The sequence below is a fragment of the Methylomonas aurea genome (assembly GCF_024505045.1).
GTDB lineage: Bacteria > Pseudomonadota > Gammaproteobacteria > Methylococcales > Methylomonadaceae > Methylomonas > Methylomonas aurea.
Genome location: NZ_JANIBM010000003.1, coordinates 28,676 through 54,401, shown reverse-complemented (window position 1 = coordinate 54,401; position 25,726 = coordinate 28,676). Strand labels below are relative to the sequence as shown.

The 25,726-nt window shown below is 59.0% G+C and carries 18 protein-coding genes; 6 read left to right on the top strand and 12 right to left on the bottom strand.

The genetic code is table 11. From position 1 onward, the window contains the following. Positions 1-564: 564 nt before the first annotated feature. Positions 565-1,038 (top strand): hypothetical protein, encoded by a 474-nt coding sequence (locus tag NP603_RS03460; protein WP_256609536.1) that lies wholly within the window; start codon positions 565-567, stop codon positions 1,036-1,038. Positions 1,039-1,143: 105 nt separating this feature from the next. On the opposite strand, the gene NP603_RS03455 is transcribed toward NP603_RS03460, so the two are convergent. The 5 genes from NP603_RS03455 to NP603_RS03435 form a co-directional block, all read right to left on the bottom strand. Further along, positions 1,144-1,671 (bottom strand): SRPBCC family protein, encoded by a 528-nt coding sequence (locus NP603_RS03455; protein ID WP_256609535.1) that lies wholly within the window; start codon positions 1,669-1,671, stop codon positions 1,144-1,146. A gap of 214 nt (positions 1,672-1,885) precedes the next feature. After that, the gene (locus NP603_RS03450; RefSeq protein ID WP_256609534.1) at positions 1,886-3,673 is read right to left on the bottom strand and encodes a sigma-54-dependent Fis family transcriptional regulator; all 1,788 of its coding nucleotides are present in this window, start codon (positions 3,671-3,673) and stop codon (positions 1,886-1,888) included. Next, the gene (locus NP603_RS03445; RefSeq protein WP_256609533.1) at positions 3,670-6,309 is read right to left on the bottom strand and encodes a hybrid sensor histidine kinase/response regulator; all 2,640 of its coding nucleotides are present in this window, start codon (positions 6,307-6,309) and stop codon (positions 3,670-3,672) included. Before NP603_RS03445 ends, NP603_RS03450 begins: the two co-directional genes overlap by 4 nt. Then, complete coding sequence (locus tag NP603_RS03440; protein ID WP_256609532.1) at positions 6,306-6,767, bottom strand: hypothetical protein; 462 nt, start codon at positions 6,765-6,767, stop codon at positions 6,306-6,308. The genes NP603_RS03445 and NP603_RS03440 overlap by 4 nt, the downstream gene beginning before the upstream one ends. Beyond that, positions 6,764-7,897 (bottom strand): hypothetical protein, encoded by a 1,134-nt coding sequence (locus tag NP603_RS03435; protein WP_256609531.1) that lies wholly within the window; start codon positions 7,895-7,897, stop codon positions 6,764-6,766. Before NP603_RS03435 ends, NP603_RS03440 begins: the two co-directional genes overlap by 4 nt. A gap of 408 nt (positions 7,898-8,305) precedes the next feature. Here NP603_RS03435 and NP603_RS03430 point away from each other — a divergent pair, with 408 nt between their 5' ends. Continuing rightward, the gene (locus NP603_RS03430; RefSeq protein ID WP_256609530.1) at positions 8,306-8,509 is read left to right on the top strand and encodes a hypothetical protein; all 204 of its coding nucleotides are present in this window, start codon (positions 8,306-8,308) and stop codon (positions 8,507-8,509) included. Between the two features lie 48 nt (positions 8,510-8,557). Continuing rightward, positions 8,558-8,770: a hypothetical protein gene (locus NP603_RS03425; RefSeq protein WP_256609529.1), complete on the top strand. Its 213-nt coding sequence runs from the start codon at positions 8,558-8,560 to the stop codon at positions 8,768-8,770. 356 nt (positions 8,771-9,126) lie between these two features. Here the strand turns inward: NP603_RS03425 and NP603_RS03420 are convergent, their stop codons facing one another. After that, complete coding sequence (locus NP603_RS03420) at positions 9,127-11,148, bottom strand: cache domain-containing protein (RefSeq protein WP_256609528.1); 2,022 nt, start codon at positions 11,146-11,148, stop codon at positions 9,127-9,129. A gap of 325 nt (positions 11,149-11,473) precedes the next feature. Here NP603_RS03420 and NP603_RS03415 point away from each other — a divergent pair, with 325 nt between their 5' ends. After that, positions 11,474-13,723, top strand: a complete 2,250-nt coding sequence (locus NP603_RS03415; RefSeq protein WP_256609527.1) for a sensor domain-containing protein — start codon at positions 11,474-11,476, stop codon at positions 13,721-13,723. A 33-nt stretch (positions 13,724-13,756) separates the two neighbouring features. Here the strand turns inward: NP603_RS03415 and NP603_RS03410 are convergent, their stop codons facing one another. Further along, a complete protein-coding gene (locus NP603_RS03410) occupies positions 13,757-15,208 on the bottom strand; it encodes an esterase-like activity of phytase family protein (protein ID WP_256609526.1) in 1,452 nt (483 codons plus the stop codon). A gap of 245 nt (positions 15,209-15,453) precedes the next feature. Next, complete coding sequence (locus NP603_RS03405) at positions 15,454-17,061, bottom strand: methyl-accepting chemotaxis protein (protein ID WP_256609525.1); 1,608 nt, start codon at positions 17,059-17,061, stop codon at positions 15,454-15,456. 230 nt (positions 17,062-17,291) lie between these two features. Between NP603_RS03405 and NP603_RS03400 the strand changes: the two genes are divergently transcribed. Together NP603_RS03400 and NP603_RS03395 are read left to right on the top strand one after the other, a co-directional pair. Then, positions 17,292-19,802, top strand: a complete 2,511-nt coding sequence (locus NP603_RS03400) for a DUF2339 domain-containing protein (RefSeq protein ID WP_256609524.1) — start codon at positions 17,292-17,294, stop codon at positions 19,800-19,802. Further along, entirely contained in the window at positions 19,799-21,154 is a 1,356-nt protein-coding gene (locus tag NP603_RS03395) for a DUF3999 family protein (protein WP_256609523.1), read from the top strand. The genes NP603_RS03400 and NP603_RS03395 overlap by 4 nt, the downstream gene beginning before the upstream one ends. 100 nt (positions 21,155-21,254) lie before the next feature. Here the strand turns inward: NP603_RS03395 and NP603_RS03390 are convergent, their stop codons facing one another. The 4 genes from NP603_RS03390 to NP603_RS03375 all read right to left on the bottom strand — a co-directional run bounded on the left by NP603_RS03390 (position 21,255) and on the right by NP603_RS03375 (position 25,725). Continuing rightward, positions 21,255-22,694, bottom strand: coding sequence for an aminotransferase-like domain-containing protein (locus tag NP603_RS03390; protein ID WP_256609522.1), 1,440 nt, complete (start codon positions 22,692-22,694; stop codon positions 21,255-21,257). A 148-nt stretch (positions 22,695-22,842) separates the two neighbouring features. Beyond that, complete coding sequence (locus NP603_RS03385; RefSeq protein ID WP_256609521.1) at positions 22,843-24,108, bottom strand: MSMEG_0569 family flavin-dependent oxidoreductase; 1,266 nt, start codon at positions 24,106-24,108, stop codon at positions 22,843-22,845. 161 nt (positions 24,109-24,269) lie between these two features. After that, complete coding sequence (locus tag NP603_RS03380) at positions 24,270-24,557, bottom strand: MSMEG_0570 family nitrogen starvation response protein (RefSeq protein WP_256609520.1); 288 nt, start codon at positions 24,555-24,557, stop codon at positions 24,270-24,272. Continuing rightward, entirely contained in the window at positions 24,550-25,725 is a 1,176-nt protein-coding gene (locus tag NP603_RS03375; protein WP_256609519.1) for an MSMEG_0565 family glycosyltransferase, read from the bottom strand. Before NP603_RS03375 ends, NP603_RS03380 begins: the two co-directional genes overlap by 8 nt. Position 25,726: the final 1 nt, after the last annotated feature.

Below are 25,726 nucleotides of genomic sequence, written 5' to 3'. Positions count from 1 at the left end.
GGATAAAAACCGCGCCCAAAATTTAAAGCTGTCTTGTTTGTTATCGCTCCGACGCTCCAGCGTAGGAATGCAACTTCTACCTCTTCGCGGATCGAGATGCGGGAGCGTCTCCCCAACTTGTTCCAACAAGAAATGTATAGTAGTCAACTTTTTCGGACACCGAGATAGGTTGCTGAGCTGCCATTTTCATTTCATAGCCACAGGGTAGCAGCTACCCCAATGACGTACTTCCCAAACCGAGTACTAATTCCCGCGGAGGGCCGCTCGCCGTTATACACATCTATGGTCGATAACCGTGATTCCGGCGGGGATTAATGTCAGGCTGTCCTGCCTGACACCCTGCGGGCATGACGGTACTTTTGTAAAACGATGAGCGGAAAGCGTTGGAACCAGAGCCAGCATGCTTAGCGCCAATTGGCGAAGCGTTCACCGGCTCGATGCAAACGCACCGACCCCAAGACTCGCGACAGCATCCAGCCGAACATTTTTGCCGTTAATTGGCTAACATATCCTGTCGGCTTACTTGGCCGACTAACGCAACATAAACTCTATAGAGAACCGAACATGATTCATCATTTATCGATTTCCGCCCATGACCCGGCCCGAGTGGCGTCAGTCGTTGCCGAATTGATCGGCGGCAAGGCCTACCCGTTTCCGTCCGCACGCGGCAGCCATGTCGCGATCTGCGACGACGGCCACGCCACGCTGGTCGAGGTTTATCCGCTCGGTACCGTGATGGTGCCCGGCTCCGGCGAGCAGGACGTGCAATTTCAATACGATGCGGATCGGCCCGATTACGTGCCCAGCCACGCCGCGTTGTCGGTGTCTTTAGACGAAGCGTCGATCAAAGCGATTGCCGCCCGGGAAGGTTGGCGGGCGCTAACGTGCGACCGCGGCGGATTATTTCAGGTGGTGGAAGTTTGGCTGGAAAACCGGGTGTTGTTCGAATTACTCACCGCCGAAATGGCCGAAGCCTACTTGAACACGGTGACGACCCGGAACTGGGAAGGTTTTTTGGCGCAGTTCGGCGGAAATTAGACCGGAACAATGCTCTCCCGGCCGAACCGGCGTCGGCAAATTCGCCGGGGCCGGTGCTGCCGTTGACTCCGATCTGCTGCGCGAGCGGCAAACTCGTTGCCGCCGCTACTTTTCCAACTTGGCCTTAAGCCCGTTCAAGCCGTCTTTAAAAAACCGGGTCATGGCCTCGACCGCGGCGGCGTCGTTCAGGTTGTCCGGCGGCGTGTTGCCGGTGTCGCCGCGGTAGAAGCGGCTTTTCAGCGTGACGACGCTGGAATCGGCGCTGTCGCCGTGCGCGACTTTCAGATCGACGGTATGCGAACTGGTCGGCAAGGCTTTGACGTTTTCGGTTTTCAGCCGGTAGCTGTATTCGTGTTCGGCGTCGTTGTAGTAATCGAGTTCTTCGACGATGCTTTCGCCGTTTTGGAAGGTCAGTTTGCGAGTACCGCCGGACTGGTTTTTACCGTCGCCCTCGGCCGCCTTCAAATCCGGATGCCAATTGCCGATATCGTCGAAGTTTTTCACCGCCTCCCAGACCTTGGCGACCGGCGCCTGAATCATCACACTTTCTTTGGCCTTTTGCGGGGTCGGGCCGTGGGCCTGAGCTTGGCTACACAGTAGAGAGAGTCCGAGGGCATATATGATCTGGCGCATGCTAAATACCGGTAATAGTTAAAACCGGCATTATCGGCAACGGCAGCCATTCTGCCTTGGGAAGAATGCCCGTTATGGGCCGGGCAGTTTTCATTTATTAACCCGGTACGATTGCCCCTTGGCGTTCGATTCGGGGCTGATTGAGCCCAATGCGGCGCGCCCTTCGACACACTCAGGGCGAACGGCATCCAGGGCCGGCAAGCGCCGGGGCGGCTCAAACCGGCTTGCTGATACCCAAACGCTCCATCCGCGAGCGTAGCGTGGTCGACGGCACGCCGAGGATTTTGGCGGCGCCTTGGTTGCCGGCGATACGCCACGAGGTGGCTTCCAGCGCTTTCAGAATGTGCTGGCGTTCGGCTTCGTCCAGCGTGACGATGGGCCCCGAGGCTTGCGCCGCGTTGGCGGTGGCGTGTACGCATTCGACGTTGGCCAGTTGCGAGCCGTTGGTCAGGATCACGGCGCGTTCGATGATGTGCTGCAATTCGCGGATATTGCCGGGCCAGATGTAGCTTTGCATGTCCGACATCAGCCTATCCGGAATCGTAGTGATCTTCTTGCCGAATTTGGCGGCGTACTTGCCGATGAAATGCCGCACCAAATGCGGGATGTCTTCCTTGCGTTCGCGCAGCGGCGGCAAATGGATCGGAAACACGTTCATCCGGTAATACAAGTCGGCGCGGAACCGGCCCTCCTGTGAAAACTGGGCCAGATCGCGGTGCGTCGCCGCGATGACCCGCACGTCGCATTTCAGGGTTTGGGTGCCGCCGACCCGCTCGTATTCGCCCTCCTGCAATACGCGCAGCAGTTTGGCCTGCATTTCCAACGGCAGTTCGCCGATTTCGTCGAGAAACAGCGTACCGCCGTTGGCTAGCTCGAACCGGCCCAGTTTGCGGTTGATCGCGCCGGTGAAGGCGCCTTTTTCGTGGCCGAACAATTCGCTCTCGGCCAGATTTTCCGGGATCGTCGCGCAGTTCAATTTGACCAGCGTCTTGTCCTTGCGCCCGCTCAGATTGTGAATCGCCCGGGCAATCAACTCCTTGCCGGTGCCGGTCTCGCCGGTGATCAAAACCGTCGCATCGGTCGCCGCCACCTGCTTGACCAAGGCCATGGCCTGGCGCAGGCCGGCCGAGTTGCCGATCAATTCCTCGCCGTCGCGGCTGGCCAAAACTTCTTCCTGCAGGTAGGAGTTGATGCCGCGCAGGGTATGGCATTCGGCTTCCGCCTGTTCCCGCGCCTTGCGTTCGTTGATGTCGCGCAGAATCAGGATGTAAAGCTGCTGCCCGGACGCTTCGACCCGCGATATCGTCGCCTCGATCGGAAATTCGCTATCGTCGCCGCGGCGGGCGGTCGTGCCCTCGGAAATCCAGATCGCCTGCTTGGCCGGCACGCCGGCGCGAAAGTTGGTCACGGTCTTGTACAGCTCCGGCGACAGGAAGCGGTCGACGGCGCGGCCGATGGTATCGCCGGCCTTGCAACGGAACATCTGCTCGGCGGCGGCATTGAACATGGTAATCCGCCCGTCTTGATCCAAAGCCAGGATCGCATCCATCGCATTTTCGAAGATGCGCGACAGGCGTTGCTCCTTTTCCTGCAACTCCGATTTGAGTTTTTGCAGGGTCAAATGGGTTTGCACCCGGGCGATGACTTCCTCGTATTGAAACGGCTTGGTGATGTAATCGACCGCGCCGACATGAAAACCCTGCACCTTGTTGGCGGTGTCGGCCAGCGCCGTCATGAACAGCACCGGAATCTCGCGCGTGGCCGGATGGCTTTTCAACGTGGCGCAAGTGGTAAAACCGTCCACGCCCGGCATCAGCACATCCAGCAACACCAGATCCGGCTGCCGGCTTTTCGCCAGCTCCAGCGCCGTCTCGCCGGTCTCGGCGCGCAGCACGTCGAAACCGGCATCGTTCAATAAAAACGCCAGCTCTTCCAGATTCACCGGATTATCGTCCACCATCAGGATGGTGGGCTTGGCGTCGGAGCGGGCGGACATCGTCATACGCTGTACTCGGCCAGGAAAGTTTGGATTTCGGGCTCCAGGCGCAGCATCGCCGCGCGCAGCAAGGCCAGATCGGCGTCGGCGTCGTCGTAGGCCGCTTCCAGTCCGGAGGACTCGATGCGCTGAGCGATTTTGCCGAACTCGAAGGCGCCGATGCTGTTGGCCGAGCCTTTCAAGGTATGCGCCGACAGGCGCAGGGCTTCGCCGTCGCGGCGCTTGATGGCCTCGGCCGCATCGTCCAGCAAACCGGACGCCTGCTCCAGAAACAGCGACATCATCTTGGCCAACAACTGGTTACGGCCGCGCACCCGGTTCAGGGCCTCCTGCCATTCCAGTGCCGGCGCGTCCGGCGCCGCGCCGCTTTGGGTTTCGGGTTCTATCGCCGCCATATTCCAACACTCCACAGTCGCTAGTAATTCCTGTTCCTGCACCGGCTTGGCGATGTAATCGTCCATACCGGCGGCCAAACAACGTTCGCGGTCGCCCTTCAAGGCATGGGCGGTCATCGCCACGATACGCTGGCGTTTGCCGGTTTGCGCTTCCGCTGCGCGAATCGCTTCGGTGGCCTGAAAGCCGTCCATCACCGGCATCTGCACGTCCATCAGGATCAGATCGAATTGGTCCTGCTGCAAAATATCCAGCACTTCCCGGCCGTTGTTGGCGACCTGGACGCTGTGGCCGCGTTCTTCCAGCAGTGCCACGGCCATGAATTGGTTCACCGGGTTGTCTTCGGCCAATAAAATTTTCAGTAATTTCGGCGGTTTCGCCAAGACCAACGGCCCGCAGTCGGCAGAGCGGCTTTCGGCCTTGCCCAGCGCAGACTGGATCGCGTGCCACAGCTCGGAGTGTTTGACCGGCTTGCGTACGTACAAATTAATGCCCAGATCGCGGCAGCGTTCCGAGTCGTCGGGGCGGTCGGCCGACGATAGCATCATGATCGTCACCGGCTCCAGCCGCGGGTCTTCCCGAATCATTTTTGCGACCATGAAGCCATCCATGATCGGCATCATCGCATCGAGCAGAATCAATGAATAAGTGCCGCCGGTTTCGGCCATGCGCTGCAGCGCAACGATCGCCGCCTCGCCGCTGTCGACCGTGGTCGGCGCCATGCCCCAATGGTGCAGGATTTCTTCGAACACCCGCAAATTGATGTTGTTATCGTCGACGATCAATACCGGCAGACCTTTGACGTCGATCAGCGTCGGCACGGCGGCCTCGGCGTCGCTGCGGCTGTGGCGGTCGAACCAGGCGCTGAAATAAAAGGTGCTGCCTTTGTGTTCCTCGCTTTCCAGCCACAACTGGCCGCCCATCAATTCGACCAGCCGCGACGAGATCGACAGCCCCAGCCCGGTACCGCCGAATTTGCGGGTGGACGAGGCGTCGATTTGAGCGAAGGCTTCGAAAATCAATTGCTGTTTGTCGCGCGGAATGCCGATCCCGGTGTCCTGCACGGCAAAATGCAGCCGGACCCGGTCGTCGTTGACCGCCTCGGGCTTGACCTGCAACACGATCTCGCCGTGTTGGGTGAATTTGATCGCATTGCCGACCAGGTTGATGATGACCTGGTTCAAGCGACCGATATCGCCCATCAAGTCGTCCGGAGTTTCCGGGTCGATGCGCAGCATCAGTTCCAGGCCTTTTTCGTGGGAATGGCCGGCCAGCAATTTCAAGGTATCGCCCAGGCTCTCCCGCAATTTGAACGGCGCGTGGTCCAGTTCCAGTTTGCGGGCGTCGATCTTGGAAAAATCCAGAATGTCGTTGACGATGCGCAACAAGGCGTCGGCCGAACTGTTGGCCATCGACAAAAACTCGCGCTGCTGCGGCGTCAAATCGGTACGCAAGGCCAAACCGATCATGCCCATGATGCCGTTCATCGGCGTGCGGATCTCGTGGCTCATGTTCGCCAGGAATTCGGTTTTGGCGCCGGCGGCTTGCAACGCCGCGTCGCGGGCCGACACCAGCGCCTGGCGCATTTTCTCCAGATGCTCAGTCAACGCCAGCACTTCGCTGATCTTGGTGCCGGAGCTGAATTGGCGGGTGTGGTTGCCGGCGGCGATTTGCTCGGCCTCGTCGCGCAGGCGCTCCAACGGGCTGACCAGGCGGCGGCCGAACAAACCCACCACCAGCAGCGATAAGCCCAGGTAAATCGCGACGAAGTAGGCGCTACGCTGGTAAATGACGACGATGTCGCGACGCACCTGGCGCTCGTCGTAACCCAGCCGCAGCATGGCCAGCGAACCGTCGTTGGGATTGGCGACCGGCACGGCCAGGAAATAAATATCGTCGCCGTGTTCGCCGAAGAAGAAATCTTCCTGGAATTGCTGCTTGGCGTTCAATTCGACGTCGGCGTGCAATTCGCCGCTCTCGCTGACGATGTCGGCGTAGGCCAGCCGGCCGTTCAACAAAAATTCGCCCAACAACTCCTGCACTTCCCGGCTCTTGCCGCCGCCCAGGCGCGGCGCGATCAAATTGCCGAACAACAGCGCGTCGGAGCGGACGAAGTTGACGAATTGAGCTTCCACGCTGGGCTTGATCACCCGATAGATGCCGAATAACAACACCGGCACCAATAGCAAATGGATACCGACCACCGCCAAAATCATGCGTCCGTTGAAACTATGGAAAAACCGCTTCATTCCGCTGCTCCCTGCCATAACACGTTAACCGTTTTGATAGCTTGATTGCCCCGGACCTGGTCTTCCCATAGATAGGTGACGGTGCCGGGATGTTGTTGCAATGCCGCCAGCAAATCCTTCAGATCGCTATAACTTTCCGGCCGTTTGCCGCCCAGGCGGAACACGATGGAAATGGTCTGATTCTCATAGGCGTTCGCCGACATGAACGCGACTTTCTGCAAAAACACTTCGTAAATCAACGGATCGCTGACGTTCAGCAACGGCACCGGGCGCTCGCCGCCCTTCTCCAGCGGCACGCCCAGAAACAGTTTTCTGGCTTCCTGCACGGTCAAGGCCGGCACCGACGACGCGGTGCCGGTGACCAACACCAGCGACTGTCTGGTAACCGCCTTCAGGCTTTGTAGGCCGAGCAGGAATAGCAAACCGAACAGGCACAGGCCGCGCAACAACAGCTTCATGGAAATACCGCACTCCACTGAAACATCACGACGCCGAAATGGTCGTCGCGCAGATGGTCGCGCGAGGCCTCGACCTTCAACGCCATGTTGTTATTGACTTTATAACGCACGGCGCCCATGAAGCGGTCGTCGACGAATTTGGGGAACATCGCCAGATAGGGGTCGCGGTTGGCGCCGAAAGTGCCCTCCACCCGGCCGACCAAAGTCCAGTGCGGTAACACCTCCCATTCCACCTGGCCGTAGGCACTGAGAAAATCGTCGTTCTTGGCGCCGCCGCGAGGATTTTCCAGGCGGTTGTTGACATAGACCAGTTCGCTGAGCAGCGTGACCGCATCGATCTGGTGATTGGCGTAGGCGGTCGCGACGTATTGAGTGACGTTGTTGACCGCCAATTCGTCGGAATGGATCTGGTTGTAAGCGCCGGATATGCCGTACTCGTCGACGCCAAAACTGACCGGTTGGTAACCGAGGCGGAATGAAGCGGCCGGCCGGTGCGAGCCAGCCGGCTCGACCAGATTGAACGCTTCCAGGCCGCGGTTGATTTGCGGGCCGGCGCCGGCGCCGATCGTGTAATAGACGCCGCCTTCGCCGAGCTGGTGCACACCTTCCCACAGAAAGCCGGTCAGATGGTTGGGAATCACGCCGCCGGCGGTTTCGAAAGCCATGATGCCGGGTCGGCTAATCGTCGTCTGCAAAAACGCGCCGTGGTGAAACTGCATGTTCCAGTAGCCGATCGGGTTGTGAAACCGCCCCAGCCACAGGCTGGATTCGTCGCCGAGATGCAGGCCGAGTTGAAACCGTTCCAGGTTGTGGGTTTTGCTGCTGATCAGCCATTCGCCGAGAAAGCGGAAGCGTTCGTAATCGGCGGTATAAAACACGTTGATGGCCGGAATCACGTCGCCGGTGCTGAGTTTTTTTTGCGGTTCCTGATCGTAGCGGACGATGCCGGTCAAATCCGGAAACAACAGCAGGTCGCCCGGCAACATGCTGGAATCGGAGCCCGAGGCGTGGCCGGCGTGGCCGAGACCGGCCGCTTGCGCCGCAGCGCAGGGCAACGCAAGTACATGAACCGCCGCGGCAAGCGTACGCAGCTTACGGAAAAAGTTCGCTGAACGGTGTCGTCGCCGCATGTTGGGTTCTCTGCCGAAAGAAGCCTGGCTCGATTGCTATTGGTTGAAAGTACAAGTCCGGGTCGAAATTTAGCGAAATGTATCACATTTCAAGTCGGAGTTGACGCTATTTCGTAACTGCCAGCCTCAGCCGCAACGCCGGGCCGTGACAATACGCCATCTGCCGCCATTATTTACGAAATGTCGTATCCGCTACGAATAATAGTAACGACTTTGGCCGACTCCGCCCGCCGCCAGCCGGCAAAACATTCGACTCAACCAAAAAATCCATTAAATTTCATTGCTTTATAAAAACAAAGCCGGCAGCTAGGTTATTTGGCCCGGGATTTGCCATAAGTGAAATAGTTCTCTTACCTAACGACGCCAAACAACGTTTAATCCAACCAGACCGAACGGGAGCCGATTGCCATGAACAGATTACGCCTTCCCCATTATTGCGACAGATGCGGCGACAGCTTGTCCCAGCACGAACAACGCCTGTATAACGGCGGCGAGGCCCTATGCGCGTTCTGCGAACAAATGCGTAGCGAAGCGCTGGAAATTTATCGGCAAAACCAGGCGCGCAAAGCCGAGATGCCGCACCTGCGGCCGGTCAAAAACGCCAGCCTGTGAAATCCGCCCAACCGGCGGCCAACAACAAAAACCATCGGGAGCATGCTAATGAACCATTCCAAACTGTTAACGGCCTGTCTGCACGAGTTGAAGCGCTGCGCAATCAGCCTGCTGTTCATCGTCATCGGCCTGATTCTGGCAACGGCGAATGCACCGGCGGCGGAACGCTCGGCGCCGGCCGGCACGTCGGAGTCGGTTGCCGATACAGCCTCCGCTAGTGCCATCCCCGTTCTAACACGCCCGAATATCGAATTTTTTTAGTCAGCGGTAACAGCAACCTCCAATCGGGCGAACGCCAACCGGCGTCCGGCCCGTTTTTTTTTGCTCCGCGGCCGCCATTGACTGTCTAAGAGCACGCGGTAAGCTGCTGCGCACGGGGTTGGCGCCCGGTCAAGACTGTATCCCTCGAAGCGCATCCGAAGGCGATCGCCGCCATCCCCACCCGATTACCGCCGCGGCTTGACTATGTCGAGTTGCGAGGTAACTTTGCTCCGGTGGTGCTTGTGATGCTTCGGTTTAGGTTGGAGATAGCTAAAACGGACACATTAGCGCCACTGACTTTTTTCTCGCACCCGGCAAAATTTCCGACAATTTCAATTACTGCCATTTCGAGGCCGCTATAGCGGAATGAACACGAAGGCCAGCACGTCGTTACGGTAACCGTCCGCAGTTTTGTATTCTCGGTAGCCCTTCCCAGCCGCAACCCCCAACACGTAATGAGCTCCTTCGTGGCGAAGCAGCGACGAACTGGTCTGACCGTTTTTCAACGCAAAGTGGGTGGAATCCAGCGGCAAACGTTCGCCGACCCGGTAATGGCGATGGTTGGCAAGCGCCAGAATGCGTCCCTGGCGATCGGTAAACACGGCAAAGCTGTTTTTCAGCGGGGCGCCGTCCGATTCTCTGGGCAGAATCTCCTGCAGCATCGCACTGAATTGCGGTTCGCTGTCGAACACAATGCCGATACCGCCGACGACTCGACCGTGATCGGCCGGATCGGTCACCGCAGCGTTATAAATATAGGTGTGGCGACCTTGGTAGAAGCGAGTCGGCACGAAATCGGATACTCCGTAATGCTGACTGTCCGCGTCGTTCAATACTGTTTTATATCCGGTGGTTTCGTCGACCTTGCTGCCGATCAACGGCGTTTGCGCAGCATCCGATACGGCGATAATTTCGCCTTGCGCATCGTACAGGTACAGGTTGGTATAGACCGTATATAGGGCATTGATATAAGCCAGGATTTCGCACATCTGCCGCTTTTCGGCGGCGCTGATTTCGGCTTTCGCCAGATTGCGCCGAAAGGCCGAAGTCAGAGCCCACCAGCGACAATCGTTGGCCCGCTCGTACAGGTTACGGTCCATGATGTTGACGGCCAGCGACGCCAAGAAGCCGGCGTTGTTCAGATGCGACGACATCACCGTCACTTCCTGCAAGCTGTTCACCGAAGCCGCGAAAATGCCGGCGATATCGGTACCGATTTGCTTGATCGCTTCCAGCACCGGCATGAATTCGGCCGCATTCTGCCGGGCGGAGGCGATTTTCCCGTTCAATACCAGTAGCCCCAAATCGGCATTGATATCGACCGAAGCCTTACGGATTTCCCTTAGCTCCTGCGGGAAGCTGTCGGATTGGCCGATGATCTCGCTGTAGTCGAAATCGATCCGCTCGCCCGATTCACGGCCGAAAGCAAAATCCAGTCGCGTCATCATCTGCCCGCACCAACCCAAGCCGTAATATCCCTGGTAGCCGTTCCTTGGCCGGGTATTGACGATATAGTCGTGGCCCTGAAAATTGACCAGACCGATCGCTTCGCCGCCACGGAATCGCGTATCCACCGGTAACAACTGTTCGTTACTGCTGGCAATCACCCGCCGCTCGGCATCGAGGATGGCGATGATGCCCCGGTCGCCCGCCGCCAACAGATCGGCGAATATGCCGCGCATTTCGTCTTCGAACCGAAAACACAGGCACAGTACGCCCAAAACCCGGGAGTTTTTCTGGTCGGTTTCGGTGATCTTGCAGGAATAAATCAGCGAGCGGCGGCGGTCCGCTTGCAGCACGCTGTAACGAAAGGTTTCCAGGTAAGGGCAATCGCTCTGTAACGTCTCCGCCACCAGCGGATCAATAGCTTCGATCCGGTTATCGGCGTCCAGATGCGCCCTGAGCCGGCCTTGCGCATCGAATATGGCGATTTCGTCGTAAACGCTATATTTTTTCACGTATTCGCGCAGCCGGTTTTCGATGAAGCGAACCTGTTCCGGCTCCGGCTCGGCTTCAGCCAAAAACACTCGAATATCGTCGTCGGTGGCCAGAAAGCCGACGTCCGCGGTGCGCTCGAACAGGTTGCGCACCAGCAGGTCGATCGCCACCTGCGCTTTCGAGGCATTATCCAGCACCAATTTCTGTAAGTTCTCCACCAGCAGGTTATGCGTCAACTTGCGTTGCAGTTCGCCGAATTTGCTTTGCGTACGCGCCATGTCGTCCAAAATGGTCGGGGCGACATTGTGGCTGTTGATCTTGCCGATCAACGCGATTTTTCCCCACCAGTCGTTCAGTTGCGCCAGACGCGTTTCGAAATTTCTGACGTCGACCATTGCGTTCAGCAATTTGGGCGTGTGTTTCTCGATCAATAAGTTCATAAGGCTAAATCCCTGCAAAGTTACCGGATACGGAACGGCGGCCGCGAATTTGCCGCGTCCTCGGCGGAGTCTTGGAGCAGGATTCGTACCAGCGCCAATAGCAGCGGTTTTTGCGAAGCGCATCGCACCCCACCCAACAACGCACCAGACCGGCGCATCGCGCACCAACTCAGACGCCTCTGCTTTGCCCAAAATTAGATCCAAGGCACTATAACCGGGCAGAGCAGCGTCGATCGGGTGCGATTTGCCGGCGGCGATGCCCGTCTTTTGGCAGCAGGTACGAAAAGTGCTTGGCTCCTGGTTGGTTTATTCATCGATCACCTTCATGCCAGCCAACTCCGAACCTTCCGCTGTAGCCGAATTCTCGCCGCGCCTGAGCCCGAAACTGCGCGCGCTGCTGCAAGACCGCGAACGTATGCTCGGCATGCTGATGAGCAATTTGCAAGGCGTGGTGTATTGTTGCCTGCTGGACGCCGACTGGACCATGGTCTTCGTTAGCGAAGGCTGCCGGGCGCTGACCGGATACGCGCCGGAAGATTTACTGTTCAACAAGCGCATTTCCTACGAGGAATTGACACTGGCGGAAGACCGGCGCTGGGTGCGCCAACTGATCGAAACAGCCGCCCACGCCCGAAAAAAATTTGATCTGGAATACCGTATCATCCATGCCGACGGCAGTATCCGCTGGGTCCAGGAAAGCGGATTTCCGCTATTCAACGATCATGGCGAACTGGTGGCGCTGGAGGGCTTCATTCAAGACGTGACGGCGCGCAAACACAGCGAACAAGCGGCCCGCGACGCCGAAGCCCGTTACCGATCGATTTTCGAAAACGCCATCGAAGGCATTTACCAGACTACGCCGCACGGCCAATACCTGGATTTTAACCCGGCTTTGGCCCGTATCTACGGTTACGAATCGACTCAGGATTTACGCAACAGCATTTCCGACATCCAACGCCAGCTTTATGTCGATCCGGAAAAACGCGCCGAGTACATCGACATCATGCAGGCCCACGGCGAAGTGCGTAACTTCGAAGCCCAGGTCTACCGCAAAAACGGCGACATCATCTGGATTACCGAGAACGCCCGCGAAGTGCGCGACCGCGACGGCCGGCTGCTGTTTTACGAAGGCACGGTCGAAGACATCTCGGAACGCAAATATTACGAGCAGCAAATCGAATACCAGGCCACTCACGACATGTTGACCGGCCTGCCCAATCGCACCGTGTTGTCCGACCGGCTGCAGCAAGCCATCAATTTCGCCGCCCGCTACGGCAATATTCTGGCGGTGGCCTTCGTCGATCTGGACCAGTTCAAATTCATCAACGACAGCATGGGCCACCACGTCGGCGATTCGCTGCTGGTGGTGATGGCGGAACGGCTGGCGCAGTGCGTGCGCGACTCGGACACGGTGGTCAGGCTGGGCGGCGATGAGTTCGTGCTGCTGCTGTGCAGTCTGCAAAAGATCGAAGACGTCAGCCATAGCATGCAGCGGATTCTGGCTGCGGTGGCGGCACCCTGCACCATCGACGGTTTGGAGTTCGTCGTATCCTGCAGCATCGGCATCAGCGTCTATCCCGGCGACGGCCACGAAGCCGCCACGCTACTGAAACACGCCGACTCGGCGATGTACAAAGCCAAACAACTCGGCCGCAACAATTTCCAGTTCTACACCCGAGAGCTGAACCAGGTTTTGACCGAGCGGATGGCGATCGAATACCGCCTGCGCCACGCCATCGAAAACGAAGAGTTTCTACTGTACTACCAACCCAAAATCGAATTGGCGAGCGGCCGGATTTGCGGCGCCGAAGCCCTGATCCGCTGGCAACCGCCCGACGCGCCGCTGGTATCGCCGTTGAGCTTTATCCCGATCGCCGAGGAAACCGGGCAAATCGAGAAAATCGGCCGCTGGGTGCTGTATCAAGCCTGTCTGGCGGCCAACCGCTTCCAGCGCATTTTGGGCCGGCCGCTACCGGTGGCAGTCAACGTATCGCCGCGCCAATTCCGCCAGCGCGATTTGATCGGCACCATCGCCGAAACCCTGGCGGCCACCCAAATCGCCGCGCACACCCTGGAACTGGAAATCACCGAATCCTGCCTGGCGCACGACACGCCGCAATTCATCAAAACCCTGCACGGTTTGAAAGCGCTGGGTTTGACCTTGGCCATCGACGATTTCGGCACCGGCTACTCCAGTATGGCCTACCTGAAGGACTTTCCGGTGGACCGTTTGAAGATCGACAAGGCGTTCGTCGGCAATCTGGAACACGAATCCACCGACGCCGCGATTCTGAAAGCCATCATCGCGCTAGGGCACAGCCTGGGCTTGAAGGTGGTGGCCGAAGGCGTGGAATCCGGCCAACAATCCGCATACCTGCTGCAAAACGGCTGCGACGAAGCCCAGGGCTATTGGTTCGGCCAACCGCTGCCGGAAACCGAATTCTGCGAGCTGCTGGCGCGATCCAACGCAGACGACGGCCGCCGTCCTCAAAATCCCGATCCTTATGATAGAGCCGATCCCGACGATGCCGGCAACGCCAAAGCGAACCCGACGCCTCGGGCCCGCCCAGGTTGATGCCTTACCGATTCCGCGCCCTTGCCTGGCGGTCTATCGGCAACCCGCAGGGCCCGCTGCGCAGCCCTTGCGCAGTAAGCTTCGCTTAGCAGACACGCGCAACATGCCCAACACGCCGCTGCCGAACAACCACACCGCGGCCGGGACCGGCACCGGTGCCGCATAATTGCCCAAGTCGGCGGCGGATACTTTATAAGCATGCAGTACGCCGGGCAGCAGTTTGTAATCGGCGCTCAGCGTCGCGCCGCTGCCGTTTGCGGTCCAGACGCAGGCCTCGGTCTGGCCCAACGGGCATTGAATCGAGCCGGCGTAAGGATCGGCATCGCTGAAGCGAAAATAGACGTCGAACTGAGTGCCGCCGGCATTCTGGGTCACGCTGTAATCATTATCGGTGCCGGCCAGCAACAGGTAGCTACCGTCGGCCAGTTTCGGCCCGATCGCCAGGCCTTCCCATTTTTCCGGCGATTTGTTGCCCAGTTCGGCCAGCGTATTAGCGTCCAGATCCAGAAATTGAGCGGATTTGACGACCTTGGTGTAGACCGCGCCGGCCGCATCCAGATCGATGCCCGAGACGTCGGTGGCACCGGCCAGATCGATTTTATAGACTTCCTTGTCGGCGGTCGCCAGATCGGCGCCGACACCAACGCCGCGGTTGTTACGTTCCAATACCAAAAATTCGTGGTCGTTCAGGGCCACCAGCGCCGACACGCCCTGGCCTTGGCCGGAGCGTTTCATTTGGTAGGCGTACTGCGCCACGGCCTCGCCGGTCGCGGTATCGAACTTGACGATGCGATTGACCGAACCGTTGCCGGCGCCTTCGTCCAACATCGCACTTTGTAACATCGCGAACGCATACTTGCCGTCCGGGCTGACGGCCAGGCCTTCGAAGCCGCGATTGGTGCGTTTGCCGGCGTTGTTGCCGGTATCGGCGGCGTAATTGGCGACGCCGCTGGCGGCATTGCGCGGCATCAGATTGGCCGGCGTGGCGTAGGTTTTGACGACGGCGCCGCTATTGCGGTCGATTTCGTACAGCGACGGGCCGTACTCGTCGGATACCAGCAAATTGCCGTTGTTGGGATTGACGACGATGCCTTCCGGATCGAAAGCGTTACCCACTGCGTGGGTTGGATTAGGTGCCAAGCCGTTCAAGGCGGCACCGTTTTTGTTGAATTTCAAAGTCTGGGCGATCTGGAAATTCGAGATCGCGCCGGATACCGGATTGATGTCCAATGTGAAGCGCTGCACCCGGGTTTCGTAGTTCAGGCTGCCGCCGCCCGGACCGCGGTCGGACAGGCCCCACCACTCGTTACGGTGGGTGTCGTAATAAATGTCGGAAAAGAAGCCGACGCGGCCGTCGTTGACGCTGCTGCCGAACTGGTCGGCGGTAGCGCCGGGAATTGCCAGGCCGTTGACGAAGGTCGGCGCGGCGGAAACGGTTTCGGCCAGCAGCAAACCGGCCATCAGCAAAGTGGATGTAAAACGCATAACGGATTCCTGAATGGTTGAAAATCTTGTGATCGGATTCTCAACTTTATCCGGCGTTTGTTACATCGGCGTGACGGTTGGCAGCGAGTCGACGCCCGCTAGCCTCACCAATGGCTTTGGGCGGTCAGACGCTCGACGCCAACTTCAAAAAAGCAGCCGTTTATCCCTGGACCGGCTCGGAACACCATGATTTACAACAAAAGCCGTTGCCGCCGAGTTCGAAGATGCGAAATTACCCAAGTCCGCTAACGCTTGAATTGTCCGACTAATTGGTTCAATTGTCCGGCCAGTTTTACCAGTTCGCCGATTGCGGCGTTGGTTTGCTCGGCATCGCGCGAGGTGCGCTCGGTCAGTTGGCCGATGTTGCCGACGCTCTGGCCGACATGCTGCGCCATCCGGCTTTGAATGTCGGCCGCTTCCGACATTTTCGAGTTCAGGTGGCGGATTTGCGTGACGCGCTCGGCAATGGTACTCAAACCCTGATCGGCGCTTTGCACCTGCTCGCGGCGCTGCTCGGCACTGATTTTGGCCTTGCTCATCACGTTCACCGCATCCTTGGCCTCGTGCTGCAGTTGCTCGATGATTTTATGGATTTCCTCGGTGGCCTGATGCGAACGCGTGGCCAGGGTCCGCACTTCGTCGGCGACCACGGCAAAGCCTCTGCCCTGCTCGCCGGCGCGAGCCGCTTCGATCGCGGCATTCAAGGCCAGCAGATTGGTCTGCTCGGCCAAACCTTTGATCACATCCAGCACCGCACCGACACCGTTGCTGCGTTGGTCCAGGCGTTTGATCACCTCGCTGGCCCGTTCGATTTCGTTGACCAACTCATAAATGCCGTCGATCGCGTTTTTAGTGGTTGCCGCCCCCTGCGCTGCGTGCTGATCGGCTTCGACCGACGCTTGCGCCGCACCGTTGGCGCCGCTGCGCACGTCCCGCACCGAGGACTCCAACTCGTGGATCGCTCGAACCACCGATTCGGTCTCGCTCCGTTGCTGGCTTGCGGCCTGAGCGGTTTGACGGGCGACGTCGGAAATACGGTCGCTGGCCGTGACCAATTGTTGGCTGACGGCCGAAACCTGCTCCAAACTGTCGGAGAAATGGGCCAGCATCGAATTGAACGATTCGCTGACCTGACCGATTTCGTCGCCGGATTCGACCAGCAGGCGCTTGCGCAAATCGGATTGGCCGGCAATGGCGTTGACTGCATCGCGCATCGCCACCAGCGGATTGACCACCACTTTGCGCATCAACACGTTCACCAACAGCAGGCCGGCGGCGAACATCGCCAGCGAAATTGCCGAAGCCGTCACCAGATGGCTGTTGATTTGCGCATCCAGGTTCGCCAACGAATACGACACGCGCACCGCGCCGACCACGGTACCTTCCGGCACTGCATGGCAGGTCAGGCAGTTGGTACCGCGAAAATCGGCACTGGCCTTGATCGGTTCCACTACCGTGATCAAGCGGCCGGCGTCGTTTTCGCCGTAGTGGGTAATGCGTTCGCCGGCCAGCGCACGCTGATCCAGATCGTCGACCGGCCGCTGTTCGGCCTTCCCGGGGCCGAAAGCGTCGCTAATCGCCTTACCTCGCAGCAAACGCACCTCGGTGATATCAGCATGAGCACGGGCTTTGTCGCGCAGCACCTCGCTTTGGCCCATGGCTCCGGTCAACATCAAGGTATTCAGGCCGTCGAAGTAACTGTTGGCGGTATCGCGCGCTTTACCGGTGGCCAGACTGGCAACCATATCTTTTTGGCGGTCGGCCATGAACAGCGTGCTGACGAACATCAGCAACAAAAATACGCTGGCGATGCTGAGCAGGATTTTGGATTGGATCGTGGAATGGTTAGTCATGAAATATCGGCCGGCTGTTCTGAATTTAAGGGGACATCCAATTTCATTATCGGCGGCGGTTGGCAAAACTCAATACATTGCCTGAACCGGCAGCCTGTAATCTTACACTGACAAGCATAGCCCAAGCCGCCGCCAAAAAGCGTGTCGCGCATGACATCTTTATTCGCATTCCGTTCGGCAAGCGGCTATGCTGCCGGCTGTCGAGATTTTGTAATTCCGGGAGCGTTGCCGTGGACGATTTTTGGGGATTTATCGCCGTTTTGCTGCTGGCTTTGCCTGTCGGCCTGATCGTGATGCTGGGCATGCTGCTGTCGCGGCAACGGCAGGCGCGGGAGGAAGTCGCTGCCGCGTTTGAACAGATCGAACGCCGTTTGCAGGAGCAACACCGCTTGCTGGAAAGGCTGGGCTCTCGGCCGCCGCAGCCGACGTTCGCCGGCGAAGCGCCCGCCGCCGCGGTGGAGCCGGCGGCAGAGCCGCTACCAACTCTGCAGCCGCCCCTCATTGCGGCAACCGAACTGCCGAAGCAAATTTCGCTCGCCGAAACGGCGGCCAGCGCCGAACAAGCTGCAGCCGACCCCTGGCAAACCGCGGACTGGCAAGCAGCCGAACCCAGCCGGTTCGAGCTGGCGGCTCAGAAAATCCTGAAAGAAATCTGGAACTGGATCATCGTCGGCGAAGGCCACCGGCCGCAAGGCGCGGCGATGGAATACGCGGTGGCCAGCAACTGGCTGTTGCGGATCGGTGTGTTGATCCTGGTCACCGGCATCGGTTTCTTCTTGAAATATTCGATAGACAACGGCCTGATCGGCGAACAGGCGCGGGTCGCTTTGACCTTGCTGGCCGGGGTCGGCATGGTGGCCGGCGGCGTCAGGCTGGTCGGCGGCCAATACCATTTGTTCGGCCAGGGCTTGCTGGGCGGCGGCATCGCCGTACTGTATTTCGGCGTGTTCGCCGCCTTCGCCTTCTACCACCTGCTGAGCGTGTATCCGACCTTCGCCATGATGGTATTGGTCACCGCCAGCGCGGCCTTTCTGGCGGTACGCTTGGATTCGATGCTGGTGGCAATCTTCGCCATCATCGGCGGCTATTGCACGCCGCTGCTGCTATCCACCGGCCAGGTCAATTTCCCCGGCCTGTTCGGTTACATGCTGTTGCTCGGCGGCGGCATGCTGGCGATCAACTGGTACAAGCAATGGCACCTACTGAATTTCCTGAGTTTCGCTTGCAACTACCTGTTGTTTTTCGGCGCGATGCAGAAATACCAAATCGAGCATTTCTGGCAGGTGTTGCCGTTCCTGACCGGTTTTTTCGTGCTGTATTCGACGATGGTGTTCCTGTTTTGCCTGGTCAATCGCCGCAAATCGACCTTGCTGGATTTGATTGCGTTGCTAGTCAACGCCGCGATTTTCTTCGCCACGGCCTACCAACTGATAGACGAGGCTTACGGCCAAATCTGGACCGCACTATTGGCCGTCGCGTTGGCGGCGTTTTATGTCGGCCATGCTTATTACTGCCTGGCGCGAAAAATCGCCGACCGCGAATTGCTGGTCAGCTTCATCGGCCTGGCGGCGTTTTTCCTGAGCGTGACGCTGCCGCTGTTGCTGTCGGCGCCTTGGCTGACCGCCAGTTGGTCACTACAAGCGCTGGCCATGGTATGGATGGCCGGCAAGGTCAACAGCGCGTTTCTGCGCCAAGCCGCCTATTTGCTGTATTTGATCGTGATCGGCCGGTTCTGTCTGGTCGATCTGCCCGGCCACTACGCCGCCGCCAGCGACTACGGCGCCAGCCTGGCCGGCTTCCTGTTCGGCCTGCTGCAACGCCTGGCCGGATTCGGTATCCCGATTGCATCGCTGGCGCTGGCTTATCGCTTGATCGAGCAGCCGGCCTCAGCCTCGACGCTGACCTGCACTCCGGAAACCGATACCCCGCTGTGGATCAAGGATAACTGGCTGCTGCAGGCCATTGCCATCGCCGGCGCCGGCTTACTGTTCGTGGCGTTGCAACTGGAGCTTTACCGCAGCTTCGCCTTTCTGTACCCACCGCTGCAACTGCCGATGCTGAGCCTGGTCTGGCTGGCGATGTGCTGGTTGCTGCTACAGCGTTTTCTGGCCGGTTCCGGCGCCTGGTTGTTGCCGGCGTTACAGTGGCTTTTGGTTGGCGTTGCCATCAAATTATTGTTGTTCGATTTGCCGTCCTGGGATCTGACGTTCGGCGCCATCGGCGGCGGCGACGATTTGTTCACGCTGCGTTACGCCGGCGATTACCGCTTCGAATCGGCAGTGATGCGCCTGTTCGATTTTGCCGCGATCATCGCCTTCTTGCTGTTTGCGCTGCGCCGCTTGTCAGGCACGGAAGGAGATGCCGGCAATATCAGGCCCTGGCTGGGCGGATCGGCGCTGGCCTTGCTGTTTACTTTTCTGAGTCTGGAGATAAATTCGATTTTGTATCAATATGTGCCCGGTTTGCGCTCCGGCGGCGTGACGATCTTATGGTCGATATTCGCGTTGGCGCTGGTGTTCAACGGCATCAAGCGGCGGATACCCGCCCTACGCTTGGTTGGACTGGGCCTGTTCGCGCTGGTGGCCTGGAAGGTGTTTTTCGTCGACCTGGCCCGGTTGGAGCAAATCTACCGAATCGTCGCCTTTATCGTACTCGGCATGCTGGCGCTGGGCGGCGCGTTTTTTTACATGCGTTACCAACAAAACTTTATCGGCAACGACACCGCAGAGAATTCGCCATGATCGCCAAAACCGCTTTGCTGCTCTGTCTGGCGTTGACCGCCGTCGCAGCCGACCAGACCCTGCCGCAGCGTTTCAGCCGCGCCGTGCTGCGCACCGGACAAGACCAGGCCTTGCTGGCCGTCACGCTCGATAGCGCGGTCTATGCCGCCAGCGCCGTCGACTTCCGCGACCTGCGCCTGACCGACCAGAATGGCGTCGAAACCCCGTATCTGTTGCAAAAAATTACCGGGCAAAAGACCGTGGTCAGGCGTATCCCCAGCGCCGGCAAAATAGTAAGTCTGAATCGATCCGGCGAAACCGGTATCGAACTGGTCGCCGAGTTGGACAAATCCGCCGCCGTAGCCGACGGCCTGACCATCGTTACCGCACAGCGCGATTACGAATATTTACTGCAAATTTTCGGTTCGGCGGACGGTAAAACCTGGCAAACGTTGGCGGAAAACGCGCGGATTTTCGACTATTCCCGCTACGCCCAGATCGGCAATAGCGATATCGAACTACCGGCCAACCAGTACCGCCAGTTCAAACTGGTCGTGGCCCAGGCCAGCCAAACTCGGTCCGACGGCTTGATGGAACTGACCCGCACCTTTGCAAATGGCAGCGAACAGCAACGCAGCGAAAGCCTCGAACTGCACAGCGAACCTTTGCATATCGACCGCATCGAGTTCTGGCAAAAAGTCACGGAAACCGTGGCGGATGCGGAGCAACGCTTCGATTACCCGGTTGCCTTCAAGATCGGCCAGGACGCCGCGCTCAAGGCCAGCGTAATCGATATCGACAGCAAGCGCCAACCGCTGACCGGTTTCAGCGTGCAGAGCTTCAGCCCCAATTTCAACCGCCGCGCCGAAGTCCAGATCAGCGAAAGCCAGGGGCTGGAAACCCATACCCGCTCGCTAGGCCAGACTTATTTGCAGGCCCTGCATTTCCAAGGCTTCAACCGCGACCAAACCGCGATCGAATTTGCCGAACAGCGCCGCGAACGCTACCGGATCGTCATTTACAACGACGACAACCCGCCGCTGCACATCAATTCGGTGGCCGGCATCGGTAACGGTTACCGTTTGCTGTTTCTGGCTCAGCCCGGCCTTAGCTACCAACTCGGCTACGGCGCCGACAAAGCCGAAGCCCCACGCTACGACGTTGCGCCGATCCAGGAGTTGCTGCGCCGCGGCTACCAAGCCAGCGGCGCCGAACTAGGCGAAGAAATCGCGCTGGCGCCGCCCGAACCCGAATTCGACTGGGCGCAATGGGTCAACAGCCGCTGGTTTCTGGGTTTGGCAATCGCGTTGGTGGCGCTGGTACTGGCCTGGAGTTTATTCAAAATCGGCAAACGCATCGGCGATTTCGATTGACTGTCGGCCCCGGCAATGCCGGCCGCTCGCCTGCCAATGGCGCTTGGCTAAGCCGTTCGCGACGAACCTGCGGAACCGCGAACGGCATTTGAGGGCTGGATTAATAGTCGCAGAGTCTGCCCGCCACCGCATCCGCTACCAAGGAACCCAGCCTGCTCAACGCATTCTCCAGCCTATCGTTCCAAGGTACGGCACAACTCAAGCGAATGAAATTGCCGTACTTCTGTTGCGTAGCGGAGAACAACGGGCCGGGCGCGATAATGACGTTTTCCCGGCTGGCGTGGCGGTGCAGTTGCATTGCATCCACGCCGACCGGTAGTTCGACCCACAAGGCGAAGCCGCCTTCCGGATGGGTAACCCGGGTCGCTTCCGGAAAGTACCGAGTAACGGCCTTATGCATCAAAGCCATATTCCGAGCATATTCCTGGCGCGCATGGCGTAGGTAACGGTCGTAACCGCCCTGCTCCAGCAAATGCGCGACAATCAGCTGGTTTAGCGTCGGCACGGCTTGGTGCTGCATATATTTCAGGTTTTCTACCCGCGCCATGTAGCGTCCCGGCACCAGCCAACCGACGCGCAAGCCGGGCGATAAAGTCTTGGCGAAGGAGTTGCAGTACAGCACTTGGCCGCGCCGGCTCCAGGCTTTGCAAACCGACGGCCGGCGCAAGCCGAACCCCAGGTCGCCGTAGACGTCGTCTTCAATCAGCGGAATTTCATGCCTTTCCAACAAGGCAACCAGAGCTTGCTTACGTTCGTCGCTCATGCAGGAACCGAGCGGGTTGTTGTAATTGGTGACGATCAGACAAGCTTTGATCGGCCATTGTTCGATAGCCAATTGCAGCGCGTCCAACGACAGGCCGTCGCGGGGATGCGTCGGAATCTCCAACGCTTCCATGCCGCAAGATTCGATGGCCTGCAGCAGCCCGTAAAAGGTGGGCGATTCGATCGCAATCAAGTCGCCGGGTTCGCAGACGGCCATTAAGGCCAATCGCACCGCCTCGCGAGCGCCGTGGGTGACGACGATGTCCTCCGGGCTGTCGGCGCATTGCAGTTCCACCATGCGCTTGGCGATTTGCCGGCGCAATTCCTGATTGCCGAGCAATTCGTCGGCATCGAAGCAGCGCTTACCGAAGCTGCGCGACACCTTGCCGGTGGCTAGCTGCAAAGCATGCGCCGGCAAAAAGTCGGCATGCGGCACCGACGAGCCCAAATTGATTTGATACGGGTCCCTGGCCGCACGCAAAATTTGCCGGGTCAACGATTGACCGGTAACTTTGGTCGGCACGACCGGCGCATTGGAGATATCCGGCTCCACCATGGCTTGCCGGCGAAAATCGCTGACATAGTAGCCGGATCTCGGCCGGCCCTCGATGCGGCCGGCGTCTTCCAGCAAACGATAGGCTTCCAAGGCGGTGGCGATACTGACATGCAATTGCCGGCTCAGCTTTCTGACGCCGGGCAGTTTTTCGCCGGTTTTGTAGACGCCTTGTTCAATGTGAGCGATCACCGTTTCCGCGACGGTCTGATATAAGTGTTTCATGCACCCTTCCAGGTTGATCCGCCGGGCGTTGCCTGGCCTTGTTCGGGTTGGCGCCGCAGCGCGGCGGGCTATGATAACTCGTCAAGCAAGCAACGCGGTCGAGCGAAATACCTCACAGCGAATAGCCCTTCCAGTCAAAACCAAGCCTCTAAGCCATGGTCTTGGCCGCCAATTTGCCTTCGATGATGCCGGCCAGATATTGCGCGTCGTCGGCGATCCCCAAGAATCGACCGGAACCCCAGGTATGCAGCCAGGGCAGACCGATGAAATACAGGCCTGCTTCGGGAGTAATGCCGCGGTCGAATTGCGGGTAGCCGCGGCCGTCGAACACCGGCAGTTGTATCCAGCGGTAATCGGGCCTGAAGCCGATCGCCCAAACGATACTGGTAATGTTTTCCTGATCGGCGTCGATGCCGGTCGGATCGAACTCGGGTTCCCAAACCTTGCGGAACGGCGGTTCGACCGGCGCGTCGATATTGTTGTCGGCAATATATCGGTCGATGTCGTTACGGATGTTGACGTAGACCTCGTCGGCTTCGTCGAGGTTTTTGGTCAAGTCCGGCCGAAATTCCAGCTGGGTGCCATGGATGTTGGCCATGCTGCCATAGAGCTTGACGCCTTCCAACGCGAATTTGCGCAGGTCGATTTCGTGGCCGCCGCTACGCCCGGTCAGATAATGGTTGGTCTTGTGCTTGGCCTCGTCGCCCAGCGGGTGGCGGTCGATGGTCAATTGGTAGAAGCCCAGGTCGTAAAGCCACTCGGTGGTTTCTCGGCCGCGATAGATGCGCGGCGAGCGCGGCGCACTGCCGACGGCCAGATGCACCTTGCGTCCGGCCAGATGCAGATCTTCCATGATCTGCACTCCGGACTGGCCGGAACCGACCACCAGCACCTCGCCCTCGGGCAATTGGTCCGGATTGCGGTAATTCACCGAATGCACCTGATGAATGCGCGGCGGCAGGCTATGGGCGTAATCGGGCACGATGGGTATGTCGTAACCGCCGGTAGCGACTACCACGTGGTCCGCCGTAAACTCGCCGGAACTGGTAACGACATGCAGCACGCCATTTTTACCTCGCCACACCCGATTGACAGACACACCCACCATGATCGGCGGGTTGACTTTTTTGGCGAAGGCTTCGACGTATTCGACGATTTCGTGTTTCAGCATGAAGCCTTGCGGATCGTCGCCCTGGTACGGAAAGTCCGGCAGTTGGCATTGCCAGTTGGGCGTGACCAGGCAGAAGCTGTCCCAGCGGTCGTGGCGCCAGGAATGGCCGACGCGGTTCTTCTCGAAAATCATGTGGTCGATGCCGTGTTTTTGCAGGTAATAACTGACCGACAAACCGGCTTGGCCGCCGCCGACCACGATCGCTTCGTAATGCAGGCGGGTGTGTTCGCGTTTTTCTTTCATGGCTTCCTCTGTTTCTGATGATTGTTTTTTATGCCCAATCGACACCGGGCTCGTTGCATGGCGTTGTTACCCGAACTGCGACAGGCTCAGCCCGAACCGAATACCGCCGATAAGACGGGTCGGGTTGCTAAGCCTTAAGCGCATCGCGTCGGGCTCAGGATTTATTCGATAAATTCGATTACGGTGACGGTGGGCGCTTGCTCTTCCCAAAACCGCATCGCGCCGGCTTCGATTTGCGCCAGCTGATCCAACGCACTGGAACAGGCATAGCCGTACTTCTGTCGCACCCGCTCACTGGCGATGTTCAGGGCCTCGCGGCTGCGGCCGACAAAGTCGTCCAACGCATAGCTCCGGCCGGGTTGGAAATAGTCTTTGATCACCAGCGACGGCGAATAGCACAGGCTTTCGCTGCTATCGGGCCAGCGGATTTTGAAATGCATTTCAGGCATGGGCGGTTCCTTGGGTTGCGAATAACGAACGGTAATGGTTCAAATGGGTTTGCGCCGAACGCTGCCAGGAATACTCGGCGGCCAAGCGTTCGGCGATGGCGGGCAGGCGCGACCGAGGAAAGGTTTCGGCGGCGGCCAGCATGGCGCCGGCGATCGAATCGACCCGTTCCGGGTCGCACCAGACGCCGTCGTCCCGCCGCAAATAGCCGGTAAACGGCGGCCGGTCCGAAACTACCACCGGCGTGCCGGAGGCGATGGCTTCCAAAACCACTAAACCGAAACCTTCGGTCAGCGACGGAAATACCAACGCGTCGGCCAGGCGGAACAAAGGCGGCAGATCGGCGTCCGGCAACGGGCCGGTAACCAGCAGTGGCTGGCCGGGACCGTCCGCGATGCCGCTGGCGGCCAGTTCGACTGCGAACCGGCGGCGATAGTCGTCGTGGTCGAGCAAGCTGGCGCCGCCGGCAATCACCAATTGCGCGTCCGGGCGTTGTCTGAGCAGTTGCCGAAAAGCTTGGCATATCCGCAACGTGTTCTTGCGCCGCTCCACGCCGCCGACCGCCAGAAATACCGGCCCGCCGCGGTTCAGGCCCAGCAAACGGCGCAAGGCTTCGTCGTTGGCGTGCGGGAGCGGATTAAAGCGCCGGGTATCGACGCCGTTGTTGATCAATTGCGCGGCGATGCCGTAGTCCTGAAGTAATCGGTCTTGCCAGAGCCGGCTGACGCACAGCACATAATCGGCGGCGAGAAACGATGCGGTTTGCCATGCGTTGAGCCGGTCGTCGTCGAAACGGTCCAAGTGATGCACGGTACGAATGAACGTCCGGATCATGCCGGCTTGCTTCAACTCCGCCAGCGCGCAGCCGCTGATCGCGTCCTGGGCGTGGTAAATGTCGTAGTCTTCCCGGTTGCTGTGGACGAAATAATCGACATAGGCCTGGATGCGTTGGCCAACGGTGGCAACCAAATCGCCGGCCAAACCCATTAGCGGTATCAACACCGTCTTGCAGCGCACCGGCCGGAACAAGTCTTTGCCGAGCTCGGCGGGGGCGATCAAGCTCACATCGTGGCCCAGGTCGTGTAGAGCTTCGGCCAGTTCCAGGGCGTGGACCACGCCGCCGCGCGGATTGACCGAATGAGTCAGCATCGCGATTTTTAATTTCTGCATG